The organism is Blastococcus sp. SYSU DS1021, assembly GCF_054050995.1.
Window position 1 is genome coordinate 1 of record NZ_JBJHAL010000036.1, and the last position, 18291, is coordinate 18291.

At 74.3% G+C, this 18291-nt stretch carries 14 protein-coding genes; 10 read left to right on the forward strand and 4 right to left on the reverse strand.

Features of this window, described 5'->3' with window-relative positions; all coding sequences use genetic code 11:
* Window positions 1-116 precede the first annotated feature (116 nt).
* Both ACI8AP_RS19835 and ACI8AP_RS19840 read right to left on the reverse strand, forming a co-directional pair.
* Window positions 117-1535 (reverse strand): DUF1116 domain-containing protein, encoded by a 1419-nt coding sequence (locus ACI8AP_RS19835; protein ID WP_456591089.1) that lies wholly within the window; start codon window positions 1533-1535, stop codon window positions 117-119.
* Window positions 1532-3037 (reverse strand): FdrA family protein, encoded by a 1506-nt coding sequence (locus tag ACI8AP_RS19840; RefSeq protein ID WP_456591090.1) that lies wholly within the window; start codon window positions 3035-3037, stop codon window positions 1532-1534. The genes ACI8AP_RS19835 and ACI8AP_RS19840 overlap by 4 nt, the downstream gene beginning before the upstream one ends.
* A gap of 181 nt (window positions 3038-3218) precedes the next feature.
* Between ACI8AP_RS19840 and ACI8AP_RS19845 the strand changes: the two genes are divergently transcribed.
* The 8 genes from ACI8AP_RS19845 to ACI8AP_RS19880 all read left to right on the forward strand — a co-directional run bounded on the left by ACI8AP_RS19845 (window position 3219) and on the right by ACI8AP_RS19880 (window position 12937).
* Complete coding sequence (locus ACI8AP_RS19845; RefSeq protein WP_456591091.1) at window positions 3219-4724, forward strand: uracil-xanthine permease family protein; 1506 nt, start codon at window positions 3219-3221, stop codon at window positions 4722-4724.
* Between the two features lie 293 nt (window positions 4725-5017).
* Window positions 5018-5890: an FAD binding domain-containing protein gene (locus tag ACI8AP_RS19850; protein WP_456591092.1), complete on the forward strand. Its 873-nt coding sequence runs from the start codon at window positions 5018-5020 to the stop codon at window positions 5888-5890.
* On the forward strand, window positions 5887-6402 hold the full coding sequence (locus ACI8AP_RS19855; protein WP_456591093.1) for a (2Fe-2S)-binding protein: 516 nt from the start codon (window positions 5887-5889) through the stop codon (window positions 6400-6402). Before ACI8AP_RS19850 ends, ACI8AP_RS19855 begins: the two co-directional genes overlap by 4 nt.
* 91 nt (window positions 6403-6493) lie before the next feature.
* The gene (cutA, locus tag ACI8AP_RS19860; protein ID WP_456591094.1) at window positions 6494-8917 is read left to right on the forward strand and encodes an aerobic carbon-monoxide dehydrogenase large subunit; all 2424 of its coding nucleotides are present in this window, start codon (window positions 6494-6496) and stop codon (window positions 8915-8917) included.
* The gene (locus ACI8AP_RS19865; protein ID WP_456591095.1) at window positions 8914-9597 is read left to right on the forward strand and encodes an SRPBCC family protein; all 684 of its coding nucleotides are present in this window, start codon (window positions 8914-8916) and stop codon (window positions 9595-9597) included. The genes cutA and ACI8AP_RS19865 overlap by 4 nt, the downstream gene beginning before the upstream one ends.
* A 225-nt stretch (window positions 9598-9822) precedes the next feature.
* Entirely contained in the window at window positions 9823-11028 is a 1206-nt protein-coding gene (locus ACI8AP_RS19870) for a hypothetical protein (protein WP_456591096.1), read from the forward strand.
* A gap of 26 nt (window positions 11029-11054) precedes the next feature.
* Window positions 11055-12293 (forward strand): histidine kinase, encoded by a 1239-nt coding sequence (locus tag ACI8AP_RS19875; protein ID WP_456591097.1) that lies wholly within the window; start codon window positions 11055-11057, stop codon window positions 12291-12293.
* Complete coding sequence (locus tag ACI8AP_RS19880; protein ID WP_456591098.1) at window positions 12290-12937, forward strand: response regulator; 648 nt, start codon at window positions 12290-12292, stop codon at window positions 12935-12937. The genes ACI8AP_RS19875 and ACI8AP_RS19880 overlap by 4 nt, the downstream gene beginning before the upstream one ends.
* Here the strand turns inward: ACI8AP_RS19880 and ACI8AP_RS19885 are convergent.
* Complete coding sequence (locus ACI8AP_RS19885; protein ID WP_456591099.1) at window positions 12910-13527, reverse strand: TetR/AcrR family transcriptional regulator; 618 nt, start codon at window positions 13525-13527, stop codon at window positions 12910-12912. The genes ACI8AP_RS19880 and ACI8AP_RS19885 overlap by 28 nt on opposite strands.
* 130 nt (window positions 13528-13657) lie before the next feature.
* Between ACI8AP_RS19885 and ACI8AP_RS19890 the strand changes: the two genes are divergently transcribed.
* Window positions 13658-15862: an MMPL family transporter gene (locus ACI8AP_RS19890; RefSeq protein WP_456591100.1), complete on the forward strand. Its 2205-nt coding sequence runs from the start codon at window positions 13658-13660 to the stop codon at window positions 15860-15862.
* 129 nt (window positions 15863-15991) lie between these two features.
* Complete coding sequence (locus ACI8AP_RS19895) at window positions 15992-16822, forward strand: SDR family oxidoreductase (RefSeq protein WP_456591101.1); 831 nt, start codon at window positions 15992-15994, stop codon at window positions 16820-16822.
* 19 nt (window positions 16823-16841) lie between these two features.
* On the opposite strand, the gene pdxR is transcribed toward ACI8AP_RS19895, so the two are convergent.
* Window positions 16842-18269 (reverse strand): MocR-like pyridoxine biosynthesis transcription factor PdxR, encoded by a 1428-nt coding sequence (pdxR, locus tag ACI8AP_RS19900; protein ID WP_456591102.1) that lies wholly within the window; start codon window positions 18267-18269, stop codon window positions 16842-16844.
* Window positions 18270-18291: the final 22 nt, after the last annotated feature.

The following is an 18291-nucleotide window of genomic DNA, read 5'->3' on the forward strand; positions in this document are numbered from 1 at the left end:
ACCTGCTCACCTGCGGCCCCGCCTGACACCGCCCCCTTGATGTGTCGAGATCACGTGATCTCGGCACATCAGGGCCCGTGAAATGCCGAGTTCGCGCGATCTCGGCAGGGGTGCGGTCAGGCGGTGCGGGCCTCCTCGGCCAGCGCCGCCAGCGCCTGCTCGAAGCACTCCTGCGGCGGCTGCACCAACCCCGCGCCCACCTGGCCGGTCCCGGCGATCCGCCCGGCCATGCCGGTGTTGATCTGCGGCAGCCAGCCGGTGCGCGCCACCTTGAGGACGTCGATGCCCGTGGGCGAGCCGCGGAAGCCCATGATCGGGATCGCCATCGCCGGGTTCTCGGCCAGGGTCAGCTGGTACATGCGCTCGGTCGTCGCCAGCGCGTCGGGCACGGTGCCACCGACGAACCGGACGATCGCCGGCGCCGCCGCCATCGCGAACCCACCGATGCCGTAGGTCTCCATGATCGCGGAGTCGCCGATGTCGGGGTTGGCGTCGTCGGGCCCGTAGTCGCCGAGGAACAGGCCGACCGGGGTGTTCGCCGGCCCGGTGAACCAGCGGTCGCCGGTGCCGGCGGTCTGGATGCCGAACTCCGTGCCGTTGCGCGACATCACGGTCAGCATCGTCGAGCCGGGGATGCCGCGGGCGGCGTCGAGGGCGAGCTTCGCCGTCGGCATGCCGAGGTTGAGGAAGAAGTGCTCGTTGCCGCCGATGAACCGCAGCACGTCGGCGATGTCCGACGACGAGGCACCGCTGGCGACGATCGACGGCGACAGCTCGCGCAGCGCCATGAGCGAGCCGGCGCGGTTGCGGTTGTGCCCCTCGTCGCCCATCTGCAGCATCTGGGCGAGCACGGCCTTCACGTCGAGCGGGTCGTTGCCGGCGTCGATCGAGCCGCGCACCGCCTTCGACAGCACCGGTCCGAGGACGTCGCGCATCCACCGCAGCCGGGTCTGCACCTCCTCGTTGAAGGCCCCCATGCGCAGCACCTTGCCCAGGCCCTCGTTGAGGTTGCAGTAGGCCTTGCCACCGGTGACCGGGTCCTCCAGGCACCACATCCACATGGACGGGCTGGTCACGCCGGCCATCGGGCCGACGGTGCGGTGGTGGTGGCAGGGGTCCAGGGTGACCGCGCCGGTGGAGAGGAGGACCTCCGCCTCCTCGACGTCGGCCGCCCACCCCTCGAACAGGCAGGCGCCGATCAGCGCACCGCGCATCGGCCCCGAGGCGTTCTCCCACGCCAGCGGCGGGCCGGAGTGCAGGAGCGTGCGGTCGGTCAGGCCGATGACCTCGCGGGCGGGGCGGACGTCGACCAGCACGGAGCCGGCGGCCATCACGCGCTCCACGGCCGTGCGGTTCGCCGCGGCCCGGCGGGCGTCGAGGGCGAGGGCGGCGAGGTCGGCCGGGTCGCCGAAGCCCGGGGGCCGCCAGTCGACGTCGTGGACGTCGGCGCCCTGGGCGCGCAGCGCGTCGGAGAAGACGTCGACGCCGGCGGCGACGATCGCCGGCGGTCCGGAGAGCAGGTTGCCGAGCGTCATGCCGAAGCTCCCAGCAGGTCGAGGGCGTACCGCGTGGCGGCAGCATTGGACGAGAAGACGGCGGCGCCGGCCGCGGCGAGGGCGTCGGCCTGCCGGGACCAGCCCTGCGGATCGCCCTCCGTGCCGATCAGCGCCACGACGACCGGCAGGTGCTTCTGCGCCCGCGCCGCATCCAGCGCGGGGACCAGCGCCCCCGCGGGGTCGGGGTCGGCGCCGTGCCCGAGGACGACGTCGAGCAGCAGGACGGCGGGCTCGTCGCTGGCGGCCACCCCGGCGATCGCCTCGAGCCGCAGCGTCGGGTCGATCATCGGGTGCGCGCGGCCGACGGTGAGGGCGTCGTCGCCGAAGTCGATGACGACGTGCCCGGAGGCGGACAGGTCCGTCCCGAGATCGAGCTCGGGCTCCAGCGGGGTGTTCGACCGGATGCCGCCGAGCGCCGGGGCGGCGAGGAGCATCGCCTCGTCGGCCAGCGTGCCGCCGGAGTAGAGGCCCTTGAGCACCGCGCCGGGGACGGCGGCCTCGGCGGGGCCGGGGCGGGACGGCCACACCGGGACGTCGAGCCCCATGTCGGTGAGCAGCGCCTCGACGGCGGCGGTGAGGTCGGGGGTCTCGGGCGAGAGGGCGGCCGACCGCACCGGCACCGAGAGCCGCCCCGCGGCCTCCTCGACGGCCGCGGCGACCTCCGGGGCCGGCGGCTTGGAGACCAGCAGCACCCGCTCGGTGGCGGGGTCGGCGTCGAGGGCGGCCAGCGCGTCGAGGGTGGCCAGGCCGCCGACCTCCGACTTGAGGTCGCGCCCACCCACGCCCAGCACGTGGGAGACGCCGACGCCGGCCATGTCGAGCAGGCAGGAGACCTGCTGCGCGCCGGTGCCGCTCGCCGCGACCAGGCCCACCGGCCCGGGGCGGACGACGTTGGCGAAGCCGAGGGCGACGCCGGAGACGATCGCCGTGCCGCAGTCGGGGCCCATGACCAGCACCCCGGCGTCGTGGGCGGCGCGCTTGAGCGCGACCTCGTGCTCGACCGGGACGCCGTCGGAGAAGACCAGCACGCTGCGCCCGGCGGCGATCGCGTCGGCGGCCTCGGCGACCGCGTACGTGCCCGGCACGCTGACGATCGCCAGGGCCGGCGCCTCGGGCGAGAGCTCGTCGAGGCCCGCGCCGACGGTGCGGTGCGGGATGGCGGCGGCGGTGCCCGTGGCGCGTTCCCGCTCGGCGAGGGCGGCGTCGACGTCGGCGAGCGCGGCGGCCAGCGTCTCCTCGTCGTCCGCGCGGACGGCGATCAGCAGCTGCTCGGGGCTCGTCTCGCCCTCGGGCGCCAGGCCCATGCCGGCCGCGAGCTCGAGGTTCAGGGGGGTGGCCATGGCGACGAGGACGGCGCCGACGCCCTCGCGGCCGCTGATCCGGCGACTCACCTGCATCAGCTTCACCGAGTCGGCGTACACGCCGGATCGCAGCTGCACCGAGACCGCGGCGTCTCCACCGGGAGGGGCTGAGGAGCTCATGCCCGGACCGTACCGAGAGATCTCTCAGCGGTGAAGTATCGGCATCTCGATGCAACAACGATTTAGCACTGAGGTACTTCCGCCGGGCCTGTGCCCAGTGACACAGTGGCGCCTCGCGATCGGGCCGACAGCCGTCGACCGACGCCGGACCGAGTCGGACAGGCACGTCGAGGAGGCACTCATGTCGTTCGGGTGGAAGCTCTACGGGGACGGTAAGACGCCCCCACTCGGAGAGGCCGTCGCCCCCGACGAACGCCTCTCCTGGCCGCGCACCGTCGGGATCGGCGCGCAGCACGTCGTCGCGATGTTCGGGGCGACCTTCGTCTTCCCGATCATCATGGGGCTGGACCCCAACCTCGCCATCATGATGAGCGGCGTCGCCACGATCATCTTCCTGCTGATCGTGAAGAACCGGGTACCGAGCTACCTGGGCACCAGCGCCGCGTTCGTCGGCGGCGTGGCCGCGATCCGGGCCAACGGCGGCGACTCCAGCGACGTCGTCGGCGCGCTGCTCGTGGCCGGCGTCGTGCTCGCCCTGGTCGGTCTGTTGATCCACTTCGCAGGGCTCGGACTGATCAACAAGGTGCTGCCGCCGGCCGTCACCGGCGCGGTGGTCATGCTCATCGGCTTCAACCTGGCCCCGGTCGCCGCCGGCACGTACTGGCCACAGGACCAGTGGGTCGCGCTGGCGACGATGACCTTCGTCATCGTCGCCTCGCTGGCGCTGCGCGGGTTCCTGGCCCGCATCTCGATCCTGCTCGGCCTGATCTTCGGCTACCTGCTGTCGGTGCTGCTCGACGCCACCGCCGGCCAGATCACCTCGCCCGACGGCACCGGCGCCGAGACCACCCGCGACCGGATCAACTTCGACTCGGTCGCCGACGCGGACTGGTTCGGCCTCCCCGACTTCACCGGCCCGTCGTTCTCGCTGAACTTCAGCCTGCTGGTCATCCCCGCGGTGATCGCACTGGTGGCGGAGAACGCCGGCCACGTGAAGGCCGTCGCCGAGATGACCAAGCGCGACCTCGACCCGTACATGGGCCGGGCCGTCGCGGCCGACGGCATCGCGACCGTCGTCGCCACCTCGGTCGGCGGCTCCCCCACCACCACCTACGCCGAGAACATCGGCGTGATGGCCGCCACCCGCGTCTACTCGACGGCGGCCTACTACGTGGCCGCACTGGTCGCCATCCTGCTGGGCCTGATCCCCAAGTTCGGCGCGCTGATCAACATCGTCCCGGGCGGCGTGCTCGGCGGGATCACCGTCGTCCTCTACGGGATGATCGGCCTGCTCGGCGCCAAGATCTGGAAGGAGAACCGGGTCGACTTCGCCAACCCGATCAACCTGGTGCCGCTGGCGGCCGGGATCATCATCGGCATCGGCAACGTCACGCTGACCTTCACCGACGACTTCTCCCTGAACGGCATCGCGCTGGGGTCGATCGTCGCCGTCGTCGCCTGGCACATCGCCCGCGCCCTGGCTCCGGCGGACATGAAGGCCGCACTGCTGCGCGAGGGGGCGCACCCCGCCGCCGGCAGCACGTTCGGCCACGGCGCCGAGACGGACGGCCCGGCCGGCGGCTACGCCGACGAGCGGGGTGGCACCGACCCGTCGTCGGTGGACGAGGTCGGCCGCCCCGGCGTCCTCGGCGGGCACACCCCCGGCAGGGACACGCGCGACCGCTAGACCCGCTCCCCCGCCGCCCCCGGCCTCCGGACGACAGCACCCGTCGTCCGGGACCGGGGGCGGCGCGCGTTCCGGCACGGGGCCACCGCGGCGCCGGGTCGCTACGGGACCGGGCCGACGACGACCCGCTCGCCGTCGTCGGCCGGCGCTACCGACGCCTGCCCAGCGGAAACGGGACGGAGCCGGAACCCGCAGCGAATTCGCAACGAAGTTTTAGCGCTGAGGTACTTTCGCCCGCTCCGTGCCGGTGACAGAGTGGCGTCTTCCAGCACGCACGGAGGTGACCGCAGCCGGTGAAGCCCGCCCCCTTCCGCTACGCGGATCCGAGCACGCTCGACGAAGCTCTCACGCTCCTGTCCGAGGACGGCGCCAAGGTGCTGGCCGGTGGCCAGTCGCTGCTGCCCCTGCTGTCGATGCGGCTGGCGGCGCCGGCCACGCTGGTCGACATCAACCGGATCCCCGGCCTGGACACGGTCGAGGTGACCGGCGAGGGCGTGACGGTGGGCGCCCTCGTGCGGCACGACACGCTGCTCCGGCACGAGGGCGCGGCCGCCGCCCAGCCCCTGCTCGGCCGGGCCACCGCGAACGTCGCCCACCCGGCGGTCCGCAACCGGGGCACCACGGTGGGCTCGATCGCCCACGCCGACCCCTCCGGCGAGATGACGTCGGTGCTGGCGCTGACCGACGGCTCGGTCACGGTGGCGACGACGTCGGGCACCGAGTCCGTCGGCTGGCGCGACTTCTTCGTGGGGCCGCTGGAGACGTCGATCCCCGGCGGCGCCGTCGTCACCTCCGCCACCTTCCCGGCCCTCCCGGCACGCGCGGGCACCGCGTTCGCCGAGGTGGCCCGCCGCAAGGGCGACTACGCGGTCTGCGGCGCGGGCGTCGTCGTCACGCTGGACGCCGACCGCCGGGTGGAGTCGGCCCGCGCCGCCTACGTCTCGGTGGGGCTCACCCCCGAGGTGCACGACCTGACCGAGGCCGTCGCCGGCTCGCCGGTGGACCAGGCCGACTGGGCCGCCGCCGGGGCGCTCGCGCGCACCCTGGTCGACCCGGACACCGACATCCACGCCAGCGCCGACTACCGGCGGCTGCTGGTGGGGGTGCTGACCGAGCGAACGCTGGCCGAGGCTGCCGCCGAAGCTGCTGGGAGGACCGCCGCATGACCGCCTCCGTCGACACCGAACGGACGATCACCGTCACCGTGAACGGTGTTCCACGTGAAGCCACGGTGCCGGTGCGCCGGCTGCTGTCGGACGCGCTGCGCCACGACCTCGGGCTGACCGGCACGCACGTCGGCTGCGAGCACGGCGTCTGCGGGGCGTGCACGGTGATCGTGGACGGCGCCCCGGTGCGCTCGTGCCTGATGCTCGCCGTCCAGGTGGACGGGTCGGAGGTGCGCACCGTCGAGGGGCTGGCGCGCGAGGACCACCAGGGCGGGCAGGTGCTGCACCCGGTGCAGGAGGCGTTCCGCGAGTGCCACGCGCTGCAGTGCGGGTTCTGCACGCCGGGCTTCCTGATGACGATCGCGGCCGGGCTCGAGGGCCGCGACAACTCGGCCGAGCTCACCGAGGAGGAGGTCGACGAGATGGTCGGCGGCAACCTCTGCCGGTGCACCGGCTACGCCAACATCAAGAAGGCCGTGCACTCCGCGGCCGCCGCGATGAAGGACGCCTGATGCCACCGGCCACCCCGGGCATAGGAAGCTATCCCTACGTCCTGGGGCTGGAAACGCAGGTAAAGCTTCCTATGCCTGAGAGGGGCGAGCGGTGACGACGAAGCTCTTCGGCGAGCCGGTCCGCCGGCGCGAGGACCAGCGGCTGATCACCGGCAAGGGCCGCTACCTGGACGACATCGGGTCCCGGGCCCTGGCGGCGGCGTTCGTGCGCTCGCCGCACGCGCACGCCCGCATCGTCTCCATCGACGTGGACGAGGCGCTCGACGTCGAGGGCCTGGTCGCGATCTACACGTACGAGGACCTCACCGGCCCGATGGCCGAGCCGCTGCCGGTGCTCATCCCGCACCCGCAGCTGACCTCGCCGCGCACCGGCTTCCCGCTCGCCAACGGCGAGGTCAACCACGTCGGCGAGCCGGTCGTCATGGTCATCGCCACCGACCGGTACATCGCCGAGGACGCCGCCGAGAAGATCGTCGTCACCTACGAGGAGCAGCCGGTCGTCGTCGGTGTGGACGCCGCCCGCGCCGCGCAGCACGCCGTCCACGAGGAGATCCCGGACAACGTCGCCGCCCGGCACCACCAGGAGACCGGTGACGTCGAGCCGGTGCTGGCCGCCTCGCCCCGCACGATGAGCTTCACCCAGTACATCGAGCGCAGCGCCTGCATGCCGATGGAGGGCAAGGGCGTGCACGCGAAGTGGGACGCCGACGACTCCTCCCTGCGGGTCTACACGAGCACCCAGGCGTCGACGTCGGTGCGCGCGGCGATCGCGGCGAAGCTGGACCTCTCGCTGGACAAGGTCGAGGTGATCGCGCCCGACGTCGGCGGCGGCTTCGGCGTGAAGATCGTGCACCCGTGGCCCGAGGAGCTCCTGGTGCCGATGGCCGCGATCGCGCTCGGCCAGGAGGTGAAGTGGACCGAGGACCGCCGCGAGCACTTCATCGGCTCCGCGCACGAGCGGCAGCAGCGCCAGGAGATCACCGTCGGCTACGACGACGAAGGGCGGATCACCGCCCTCGACGTGCACATCTGGCACGACAACGGCGCCTACACGCCCTACGGGATCATCGTGCCGATCGTGACGGCGACCCAGCTGGTCGGGCCGTACGCGATCCCGGTGTACCGGGTGATCGTCGAGTCGGTGTTCACCAACACCGTCATCGTGACGCCGTACCGCGGCGCCGGGCGACCCCAGGGCTGCTACGCGATGGAGCGGACCATGGACCGCATCGCCGACGAGCTCGGGCTGGACCGGGCCGTCGTCCGCGAGCGGAACCTGATCCAGCCCGACCAGTTCCCCTACGACCACCACCTGACGTTCCAGGACGGCCGGCCGGTCATCTACGACTCGGGGAACTACCCGGGGCTGATGGACAAGCTGAAGACGCTCGTCGGCTGGGACGCCGCCGAGGAGCTGCGCCGCGACGCCGAGGCGCGCGGGAAGCTGCTCGGCGTCGGCATGGCCATGTACGTCGAGGGCACCGGGCCCGGCCCGTACGAGGGCGGGCACGTGCAGGTGCTCGGCAGCGGCAAGGTGCTGGTCTCGACCGGGCTCACCTCCCAGGGGCAGGGCCACGAGACGGCGTTCGCGCAGATCGTGGCCTCCGAGCTCGGGGTGCCGATCGAGGACGTCGAGGTGACCACCGGCGACACCCGCCGCTTCGGGTACGCCGTCGGCACGTTCGCCTCGCGGGCCGCGGTGATGAGCGGCAACGCGATCGCGCTGGCCGCCCGCGGGGTGCGGGAGAAGGCGCTGCGGATCGCCGCCGACGTGCTGGAGGCCTCGCCGGAGGACCTGGAGATCGACGAGGGCCTGGTGCAGGTGAAGGGCGTGCCGGGGACGTCGATCCCGTTGCGCACCGTCGCCGTCCTGTCCAACCCGCTGCGGTACGCCTTCGACGAGGCCGCGAGGCAGGCGACGCAGTTCGCCAAGGCCGGGGACGACTCGAAGCCGCCCATCGCCGCGGGTGACGCGCCGGGGCTGGAGCACCGCGACTACTACTCGCCGATCCGCTCGACGTTCGCGTCGGGCGCGCACGCGGCGATCGTGGAGATCGACCCGGCGACGTGGGAGATCGACGTCGTGAAGTACGCGGTGGTGCACGACTGCGGCAACGTGGTGAACCCGATGATCGTCGAGGGCCAGGTGCACGGCGGCGTCGCGCAGGGCGTGGGCGGGGCGCTGTACGAGCGGATGGCCTACGACGGCGACGGGCAGCTGCAGAACGCCTCGTTCATGGACTTCCTGATGCCGTACTCCTCGGAGATCCCGGACGTGGTGATCGATCACCAGCAGACGCCGTCGCCGCTGAACCCGCTGGGCATCAAGGGCGCCGGCGAGGCCGGCGTGATCCCGGGGACGGCGGCGCTGGCCTCGGCGATCGAGGACGCGGTGGGCCGGCGGATCGCCTCGATGCCGATCTCGCCCACCGAGCTGTACGACCTGGTGCGTTCCCCCGATTCGGAGAAGACCGCCGTGGCCGAGCGCCGCGCGGGGACTGGAGTGATGGCGTGAACCTCGACGGCTCTGCGGTTCTTTCGGGCGACCCGGAGAAGGTGTGGGCGGTGATCACCGACCCGGCCGTGCTGGCGCGCACCATCCCGGGCTGCGAGACCCTGGAGCAGGTCGGTGACGACGAGTACAAGATGAACGTCTCCGTCGGCGTCGGCGCGATCAAGGGGACGTACGCGGGCGAGGTGCGGCTGTCGGACCAGCAGCGGCCGTCGTCCTACGTGATGCACGCGTCGGGCGCGGGTGCACCGGGCAACGCCCGGGCGACGGTGACGATCAACCTGTCGCCGGCCGAGGACGGGAAGACGAACCTGACCTACTCGGCCGACGCCGTGATCGGCGGGCCGGTGGCCGGGGTGGGCCAGCGGATGATCACCGGTGTGGCCAAGCGGATGGCCGGCCAGTTCTTCAAGGCGATCGACGACGAGCTGACGGGTGTCGCGGTGCCGATCGCCGCTGCTCCGTCGGCCGCTGCGGTGGGCCCGACCGCGGTGACGGAGGCGGACGTCGCCGGCAAGCACGCCGCCCCGGTGGGCGAGGCCGCGCCGACGGTCTTCGCGGGCAAGGCCGGCGTTCCCGCGGGAACGCCGGGCGACGTGCAGACCCTGGCGCTCGGCGCCGTCGGCGGCGCCGTGCTGACCCTGATCGGCGTCCTCGTCGGCTACCGCCTCGGCCGGAGGTAGCACGCCATCGGGGTGCCCGCGCTGCACGGGCGCGGGCACCCCGCCTGACCCCCCTGAGCGACCGCACGCAGGCGGCGATCCCCGCCCCGGAGGCCCGCCTGCTCGACGGCTGAACCACCCGCCCAGCGGAGGCAGATCCCCCGCGCGGGGGAGCAGCGGGCACCGCCGGCTCACGAGCCTGGGGATGTGCCTGGGAACGGCCCGGGCCGCATCCCGGAGGTCGCCGTGACCATCGCCCATCACCACCCGCCGGCTCCCGAAGCCACCCCTTCCCGATCGATCGCGTTGCTCGACCGCGTCCTGCTGGCCGCGGCCGCCTGGAGCGCCCTGCACCTGGTGTTCGGCCTGCGCTGGCTGCTCGACCCCGGCAGCCTCCCCGCGTTCGACGACGACGACCGGTTCGGGTTGGTCGCCCTCCTCCCGCCAGCCGTGACCACCTGGACGGTCATCGGGCTGGCCGCCGCCGGCCTGGTGCTCGCCGTGGTGGCGCGCGGACGGCCGGGGACTCCCGCGCTGCCTCTGCTGATGGCCCTCGAGGCGGCGCTGCTGGGCGCGGTCTCGGCCGACCTCGGCGTGCTGTCGCTGGTCGGTTACCTGTGCGCCATCATCGCCCCCGCGGCCTTCGTCGTCGTCCTCGTGGTCGGTTCGGTCCGCGACCGCCGGGCCCGGCCCTGGCTGCTGGGCGTGGTCGCCCTGCTCGTCGCCGGCGTGGTCTCCGGCGCGCTGGGGTGGGACACCCTCGTGACGCTGGGCTCCGAGCTCGCGGACGGCTTGGCAGCGAACGCCCTCGTGCCGGCGCACCTCACCCTCGTCCTGGGCGGAGCCCTCCTGTGGGGGGCGGCGGCCGTCCTCCTCCGTCGCGCGGTGGCCGGACGCTGCACGGTGTGCGGCCGCCCCGCCGCCCGCTGGACCGAGCCCGCGAACGCGCTGCGGTGGGGGCGGATCGCGACGTGGATCGCGGTCGCCGGACCGCTGCCCTACGCCCTTCTCCGCATGACCTGGCTGACGCCGTGGCCGCTCGGCCTTCCCGAGGGCGGCGAGCTGGAGACGGCGACCCGGCTGTTCGGCCTCCTGCTCGGCTTCGCCGCCCTCGGCGGTGCCGTGCTGACCGTCGGGCTCATCCGCCCCTGGGGCGAGGTGTGGCCCGGTTGGGTCCCCGGTTTGCGCGGACGGCCGGTGCCGGTCCGCGTGCCGGTCCTCGCCGGCGGCCTGGTCGCCGCCGTGCTGCTGGCCGCGAGCCCCGGCCTGGTCGTCGCCGGCATCGAGGGCCTCACCGCGGGGGACGGCATGCAGGCGGCACTGCTGTTGATCTTCCCCACCCTGCCGTGGGGGCTGGCTCTCGCCGCGGCGGTGACCGCGTACGCCTACCGTCGCCGCGGCGCCTGCCGCGTGTGCGGTCAGGGAGACCCGGCGCTCTCCGTGCTCCCGTGACGGCGATCCGCTGCGAGGATGCACCGGTGCAGCGAGGGACGACGGCCGCCGCCATCCGTCGCTCGCTGCACCGGTGGGTCTACCTCCTGCTGGGTGGCGCGATCGGCCTGGCCGTCGGCGTCGTCTTCGCCTGGCCGGTCTCCCTGCTCTCGACCGCCGGGGTGCCCGTCCTCCTCCTCGTCCCGCTGGCCGGGCTGGTCCTCGCCGCACCCGTCGCCGCGATCGGCACCCTGGCCGAGGTCCGCTCCATCGAGGGCGCGGCCGTCGCCGAGCTGCTCACCGGACGTCCGCAGGAACGCCCGGGCCCCGCCACCACCCGGGCCCAGCGTGGACGCAGCGCCGTCCTGCTGGTGGCCCACGTCGCCGCCGGCTCGCTGGCCGGAGCCCTGCTGGTGATCGGCCTGCCGACCGCCGCCGTCGTCGCCGCGGCCCCCGACGGGCTGGGCGAGTCGATCCTCCCGGGCGTCTCGCCGCCCGAGGCGGTGCCTGCCCGGGTGGCCGTGGCCGCGGGGATCGCGGTGGTCTGCCTCGTCGGCGGGGAGCTGCTGGGACGCGCCATCGCGGCCCTCGCCCCGCGGCTGCTCGCCGATCCGGCCGCCGAGCGGCTCGCCGCGGCGGAAGCGTCGGTGTCACTGCTCGCCGGCCGCGACCGGCTGGCCCGCGAGCTGCACGACAGCGTCGGGCACGCACTCAGCCTGGCCAGCGTGCAGGCAGGGGCCGCGCGCCGGCTGCTCGCCCGCGACCCGGCAGCCGCCGAGCAGGCGATCCGCGCCACCGAGGACGCCGCCCGCCGGGCCATGGTCGACCTCGACCACGTGCTCGGGCTGCTCCGCGAGGACGAGGGCACCCCGGAGGACGTCGCCCCGGCGCCCGACCTCCGGGACCTCGAGCCGCTGGTCGCCGACGCCCGGGCAGCGGGCGTGCAGGTGTCGGTCGACGTCGCGGGAGACGTGAACGGGCTGCCCGCGGTCGTCTCCCGGGAGGCCTACCGGATCGTGCAGGAGGGCCTCACCAATGTTCTGCGTCACGCGCCTGGCGCAGCGGGCCGGCTCGAGGTGCGCGCCGGAGGCGGTGAGTTGCGGCTGCGCCTGACCAACACCGCCCGCGGCACCGTGCCCGCGGAGGCCCGCGGCGGCCGGGGGCTGGTCGGTGTGGAGGAGCGCGTCCGGGACCTGCGCGGCTCGATGCGCGCCGGCGCCGGGGACGACGGCTGCTGGCGGCTCGAGGTGCACCTGCCCGTGCACGCGCGCGGAGGGCATCGATGAGCCTGCGGGTGGCACTGGTCGACGACGAGCCGCTGATCCGCCGCGGGCTGGCCGCGGTCGTCGGCAGCGAGCCGGACATGGAGGTCGTCGGGGAGGCGGGGGACGGCGCCGAGGTGCTCGACCTGGTCGGGCGCACCTCCCCCGACGTCGTCCTCATGGACGTGCGGATGCCGCGGATGGACGGCATCGCGGCCACGCGGGCGCTCGTGCGCGCGGGCTCGGCGGCCCGGGTTCTGGTGCTCACGACGTTCACCAACGACGACCACGTCTTCGAGGCGCTCGCGGCCGGCGCCGACGGGTTCCTGCTCAAGCGGTCCACGCCCGAGGAGATGCTGCACGGCATCCGCACGGTGGCCCGCGGCGAGTCCCTGCTCTTCCCCGAAGCCGTCCGGGAGCTGGCCCGCCGGCGAATCCGGTCGTCGGGCACCACGGACGATCCCGGCTTGGCCCGCCTCACCGCGCGCGAGCAGGAGGTGCTGCGGCTGATGGCCGCCGGCCTGAGCAACGCCGAGATGGCCGCCCAGTTGGTCGTCGGTGTCGAGACCGTGCGCAGCCACGTCGCCGCCGTCCTGGCCAAGACCGGGACCCGGGACCGCACGCAGGCCGTCGTCCTCGCCTATCGCTCCGGCTTCATGGCGGTGTGAGAGCCCGCGGCGCCCCGGCGGCGGGCGGCCTTCCGGTAGCCGGCGAGCAGGTGTGCGCCGAGCTCGGTGAGCTCCTCGCGCAGCCACTCCTCCGGCACGTCCGGCGGCGCGGCCAGCAGCGCCCCGGCCAGCGCCTGCAGGGTCGCCGCGCCCCACACGGTCCCCAGCGCATCGCCGTCCCCACCGAGCAGCCCCGCCTCGACCTGCCCGCGCAGCTTCGTGCCCTTCTCCACCAGGCCCGGTCGGCTCATGGCCGTGGCGTCCCGGGTCAGGTACGCCGCCACCCGGCGGTGCCGCAGCAGGTAGTCGACGTAGCCGGCGACCTCCACGCCCCGCCCGCGCCCGGACCGCGCGCCCGACTCCGCCAGCACGAGCAGCTCGTCGAACGCCGGCTCCACCAGCGCCAGCAGGATCTCGTCCTTGGTGTGGAAGTGGTAGTAGACGGCGGCCTTCGTGACGCCCAGCCGGTCGGCGATGTCCTGGAGGGAGGTCCCCTCGAAGCCGTGCTCGCTGAACAGGTCGAGCGCGGCGTCCAGCACCCGCTGCGCGCCGGCCGACCGGCCGCTGCCTGCGGTTCCCGCGCTCGTCACCGGCACAGCGTAGACACCGCCCTACGTGACACGACTCATCCCTCACCTAGCCGATCGGCTAGTAACATGCTTGCCGATCGGCTAGGCGCCAGCGAGCCGACGACGCACCCTCGACCCCCGGAGCGCACACGTGGCCGTCCTCCTCCACCGTCTCGGACGCTGGGCCTTCCACCGCCGCAAGACCGTCCTCGTCGCCTGGGTGCTCGCCCTCCTCCTCCTGGGTGGCCTGGCCGGCGCCTTCAGCCGCGACGCCGACGCCCAGCTCTCCATCCCCGGCGTCGAGTCGGTCACCGCGATGGAGACGCTGCAGGAGCGCTTCCCCGGCGGCGGCGCCGGCGGGGCCACCGCCCGCATGGTCTTCGCCGCCCCCGAGGGCAGCGCGGTCACCGACCCCGAGCTCACCGCCGCCATCCAGCAGGCGGTCGCCGAGGCCTCCGAGGCCGAGCAGGTCGCCACGGCCACCGACCCGTTCCAGACCCAGGCCGTCTCCCCCGACGGCTCGGTCGCCTACGCCACGGTGACCTACGGCGTGCAGGTCGACGAGATCACCGACGACGCCCGCGCCGAGCTGATCGACGTCGCCGAGAGCGCCGAGGACGCCGGCCTGCGGGTCGAGCTCGGCGGCGAGGCCACCCAAGCCATCCCCGCCCAGGGCGCCGCCGAGGCGATCGGCGTTCTCGTCGCGATGGTCGTCCTCACGGTCACCTTCGGGTCGCTGCTGGCCGCCGGGCTGCCGCTGCTCACCGCGCTGATCGGCGTCGGCGTCGGGATGTCGGGCGTGCTGGCCCTCTCGGCGGTCGTCGACCTCACCAGCACCACCCCCACCCTCGGCCTGATGATCGGCCTGGCCGTCGGCATCGACTACGCGCTGTTCATCACCATCCGGCACAAGGAGCAGCTGGCCACCGGGATGCCGGCCCGGGAGTCCGCCGGGCGGGCGGTCGGCACCGCGGGCAGCGCGGTCGTCTTCGCCGGTCTGACGGTGATGATCGCCCTCGCCGGGCTCACCGTCGTCGGCATCCCCTTCCTCACCACCATGGGCCTGGTCGCCGCCGGCATGGTCGGCATCGCCGTGCTCGTCGCCCTGACGCTGGTCCCCGCCCTGCTCGGCTTCGCCGGCGACCGGTTCAACCGCTGGGCGGTGCCGGGGCTGCGCCGCCGCCAGGCCGCGCTCGCCACCAAGGAGTCGGCCGGCACCCGCTGGGCCCGCACGGTCACCCGCTACCCGATCGCCGTCCTGCTGGCCACCGTCGTGGGGCTCGGCGTCGTCGCCCTGCCGGCGCTCGACCTGCGCCTGGGGCTGCCCTCGGAGGGCGACCTGGGTGAGGAGACCACGCAGCGGCAGGCCTACGACCTGCTCGCCGAGGGCTTCGGCCCGGGCTTCAACGGCCCGCTCACCGTGGTCATCGACGCCACGGACGCCGACGACCCCCAGTCCGCGTTCGCCGAGACCGCGGCCGCCGTCGGCGAACTGGACGGGGTGGCCGCCGTCGCCCCGCCGGTGCCCAACCAGGCCGGGGACACCGCGATCCTCACCGTCGTCCCGGCCGAGGGGCCGACCGCGGCCGGCACCGAGGACCTCGTCGGCGACATCCGCGATCTGCGCCCCGACCTGGTCGAGAGCACCGGCTCGGAGCTGGCGGTCACCGGCAACACCGCCCTGGGCATCGACATCTCCGAGAAGCTCGCCGACGCGCTGCCGGTGTTCCTCGCCGTCGTCGTCGGGCTGGCGTTCCTGCTGCTGATGCTCGCCTTCCGCTCGATCCTGGTCCCGATCAAGGCGACGCTGGGCTTCCTGCTCAGCCTCGCCGCCACCTTCGGCGCGCTGGTCGCGGTCTTCCAGTGGGGCTGGCTGGCCGACCTGCTGGGCGTCGAGCAGACCGGGCCGGTGCTGAGCTTCCTGCCGATCCTGCTCATCGGCCTGCTGTTCGGCCTCGCCATGGACTACGAGGTGTTCCTGGTCAGCCGGATGCGCGAGGAGCACGTGCACGGCACCGAGCCGCGCGAGGCGGTGATCGGCGGCTTCCGCCACGGCGCCCGCGTGGTGACGGCGGCCGCGCTGATCATGGGCTCGGTGTTCGGCGGCTTCATCCTCGGCCACGACGCCACCATCAAGAGCATCGGCTTCGCGCTGGCGTTCGGTGTGCTGGTCGACGCCTTCGTCGTCCGGATGGCGCTCGTGCCGGCCGTGATGACGCTGCTGGGCAAGGCGGCCTGGTGGCTGCCGCGCTGGCTGGACCGGGCACTGCCCGACGTCGACATCGAGGGCGCGGCGCTCGAGCGGCGGGAGCCCGCGGCCCGTTCCGACGACGAGCTGGTGGCCGCTCGACGCTGAGCACCCGCACGCCGAGGGCCGTCTCCCCGACCGGGAGGCGGCCCTCGGATCGTTCCCGCGGGAACGAGCGGAACAGGACGGGGAGCACCGGCGCTGACGACGGCGGACGCCCGACGAAGGAGACCCCGCATGCCCAGGACCTGGTTCATCACCGGCGCATCCCGCGGCTTCGGCCGCGAGTGGTCGATCGCCGCCCTCGAACGCGGCGACTCGGTTGCCGCCACCGCCCGCGACACGGCCGGCCTCGACGACCTGGTGCAGCAGTTCGGCGACCAGATCCTGCCGATCCGGCTGGACGTGGACGACCGCGACGCCGCCTTCACCGCCGTGCGGCAGGCCCACGACCACTTCGGCGGACTCGACGTCGTCGTCAACAACGCCGGCTACGGCCAGTTCGGCATGGTCGAGGAGATCAGCGAGGCCGAGGCCCGCGCCCAGTTCGACACGAACGTCTTCGGCGCGCTGTTCGTCACGCAGGCCGCGCTGCCCCACCTGCGCGCGCAGGGCGCGGGACACATCCTGCAGGTCAGCAGCATCGGCGGGATCAGCGCGTTCCCCAACATCGGCATCTACAACGCCTCCAAGTGGGCGCTGGAGGGATTCAGCCAGTCGCTGGCCGCGGAGGTCGCCGACTTCGGCATCAAGGTGACGATCATCGAGCCCGGCGCCTACGCCACCGACTGGGGCGGCGCCTCGGCGAAGCACGCCACCCCGAACCCCGCCTACGACGCCTTCCGCGAGAAGGCCGCGGAGCAGCGCAGGGCCCGCGCCGGCAACCCGGGCGACCCGCTGGCCACCCGCGAGGCGGTGCTGCAGCTCGTCGACATGGAGAACCCGCCGCTGCGGATCTTCTTCGGCGACGGCCCGCTGGCGATCGCCACCCGCGACTACGAGTCCCGGCTCGCCGAGTGGCGCACCTGGGAGCCGCTCTCCAAGGCGGCCCACGGCCGCAAACCCTGACCACCGGCAGGGCCCGTCCTCACCCGGGCGGGCCCTGCCGCAGGGCGGCGGCCATCCGCTCGACGGCGACGTGCAGGCGGTCGGGGGACGTGGCGGCGTAGCCGAGCACCAGCCCAGGGTCGCCCGGGGTCAGCCGGTGCCACGACAGCGGGTGGACGACGACGCCGGCGTCCCGCGCCGCCCCGGCCAGCGCGACGTCGTCGGCGTCCAGCCCCGGGAACGTGACCAGCAGGTGCAGCCCCGCCGCGATCCCCGCCACCCGGGCCCCCGGCAGGAACCGGCTCAGCGCCCCGAGGAGCGCGTCCCGTCGGGCCCGCTGCCGGGTCCGCACCAGCCGCAGGTGCCGGTCGTACGCCCCCGACCCCAGCAGCTCCGCGAGCACGAGCTGCGGCAGCGCCGGGCTGCCCAGGTCGCTGGCGTGCTTCGCCGCCACCAGGTCGGCATCCAGGTGCGACGGCGCGACCAGCCAGCCCAGCCGCATGCCCGGCGCCAGCGTCTTCGACGTGCTCCCGGTGTGCGCCACGTGCTCCGGCGCCGACGGCTGCAGCGCCGGCACCGGCGCCCGGTCGTAGCGGTGCTCGGCGTCGTAGTCGTCCTCGATCACCAGCCCGCCGTCGCGCGCCCACGCCAGCAGCTCCCGCCGCCGGTCCGGCGAGAGCACCACGCCCGTGGGGTACTGGTGCGCCGGCGTCACCATCACCGCCGGCACGGACGGCAGGGCGGAGACCACGAGGCCGTCGTCGTCCACCGGCACCCCGACCGGCCGGAGCCCCCAGTGCGCGAGCTCCTCCCGCGCGCCCCGCGACCCCGGGTCCTCCACCCCGATCGAGCCCGCCCCGCGAGAGTGCAGCGTCTGCGCCAGCAGCGCCAGCGCCTGCGCCACCCCGGCGACGACCAGGATCCGGTCCGGGTCGGTGCGCAGGCCCCGCGTGCGCCCCAGCCACCCGGCCAGCTCGCGCCGCAGCCGCGCGCTGCCCCGCGGATCGCCGTAGCCGAGGTCGGCCGCCGTCGCGTCGCGCAGCACCGCCCGCTCGGCCCGCAGCCACGCCGCCCGCGGGAACGCCGCGAGGTCGGGCACCCCCGGCGAGAGGTCGATCTCGCCCTCGGCGGCGGGGCGGTTGGTCGGCTGCGGCAGCCGGGCCGGGTCCGGGGGCGGCGGTGGCACGGGGGACGACGGCGACACGGGGGACGCCGACGGCAGCACCACGGTGCCCCGCCCGGTCCGCCCCTCGACCAGCCCCTCGTCGACCAGCCGCTGGTAGGCCTCGACCACCACCCCGCGGGCGATCCGCAGGTCGGCGGCGAGCGTCCGCGTCGGCGGCAGCCGGTCACCCGCCGCCAGCCGGCCGTCCAGCACCGCGGCTCGCACCGCGGACGTCAGCCAGTCGGTCATCCCGCGCGCCGGCGCACCCGCCGGGTCCAGGTGGAGGAAGTCCGTCCCCGGCATTGGTCCACTCCGCTCTGCAGTC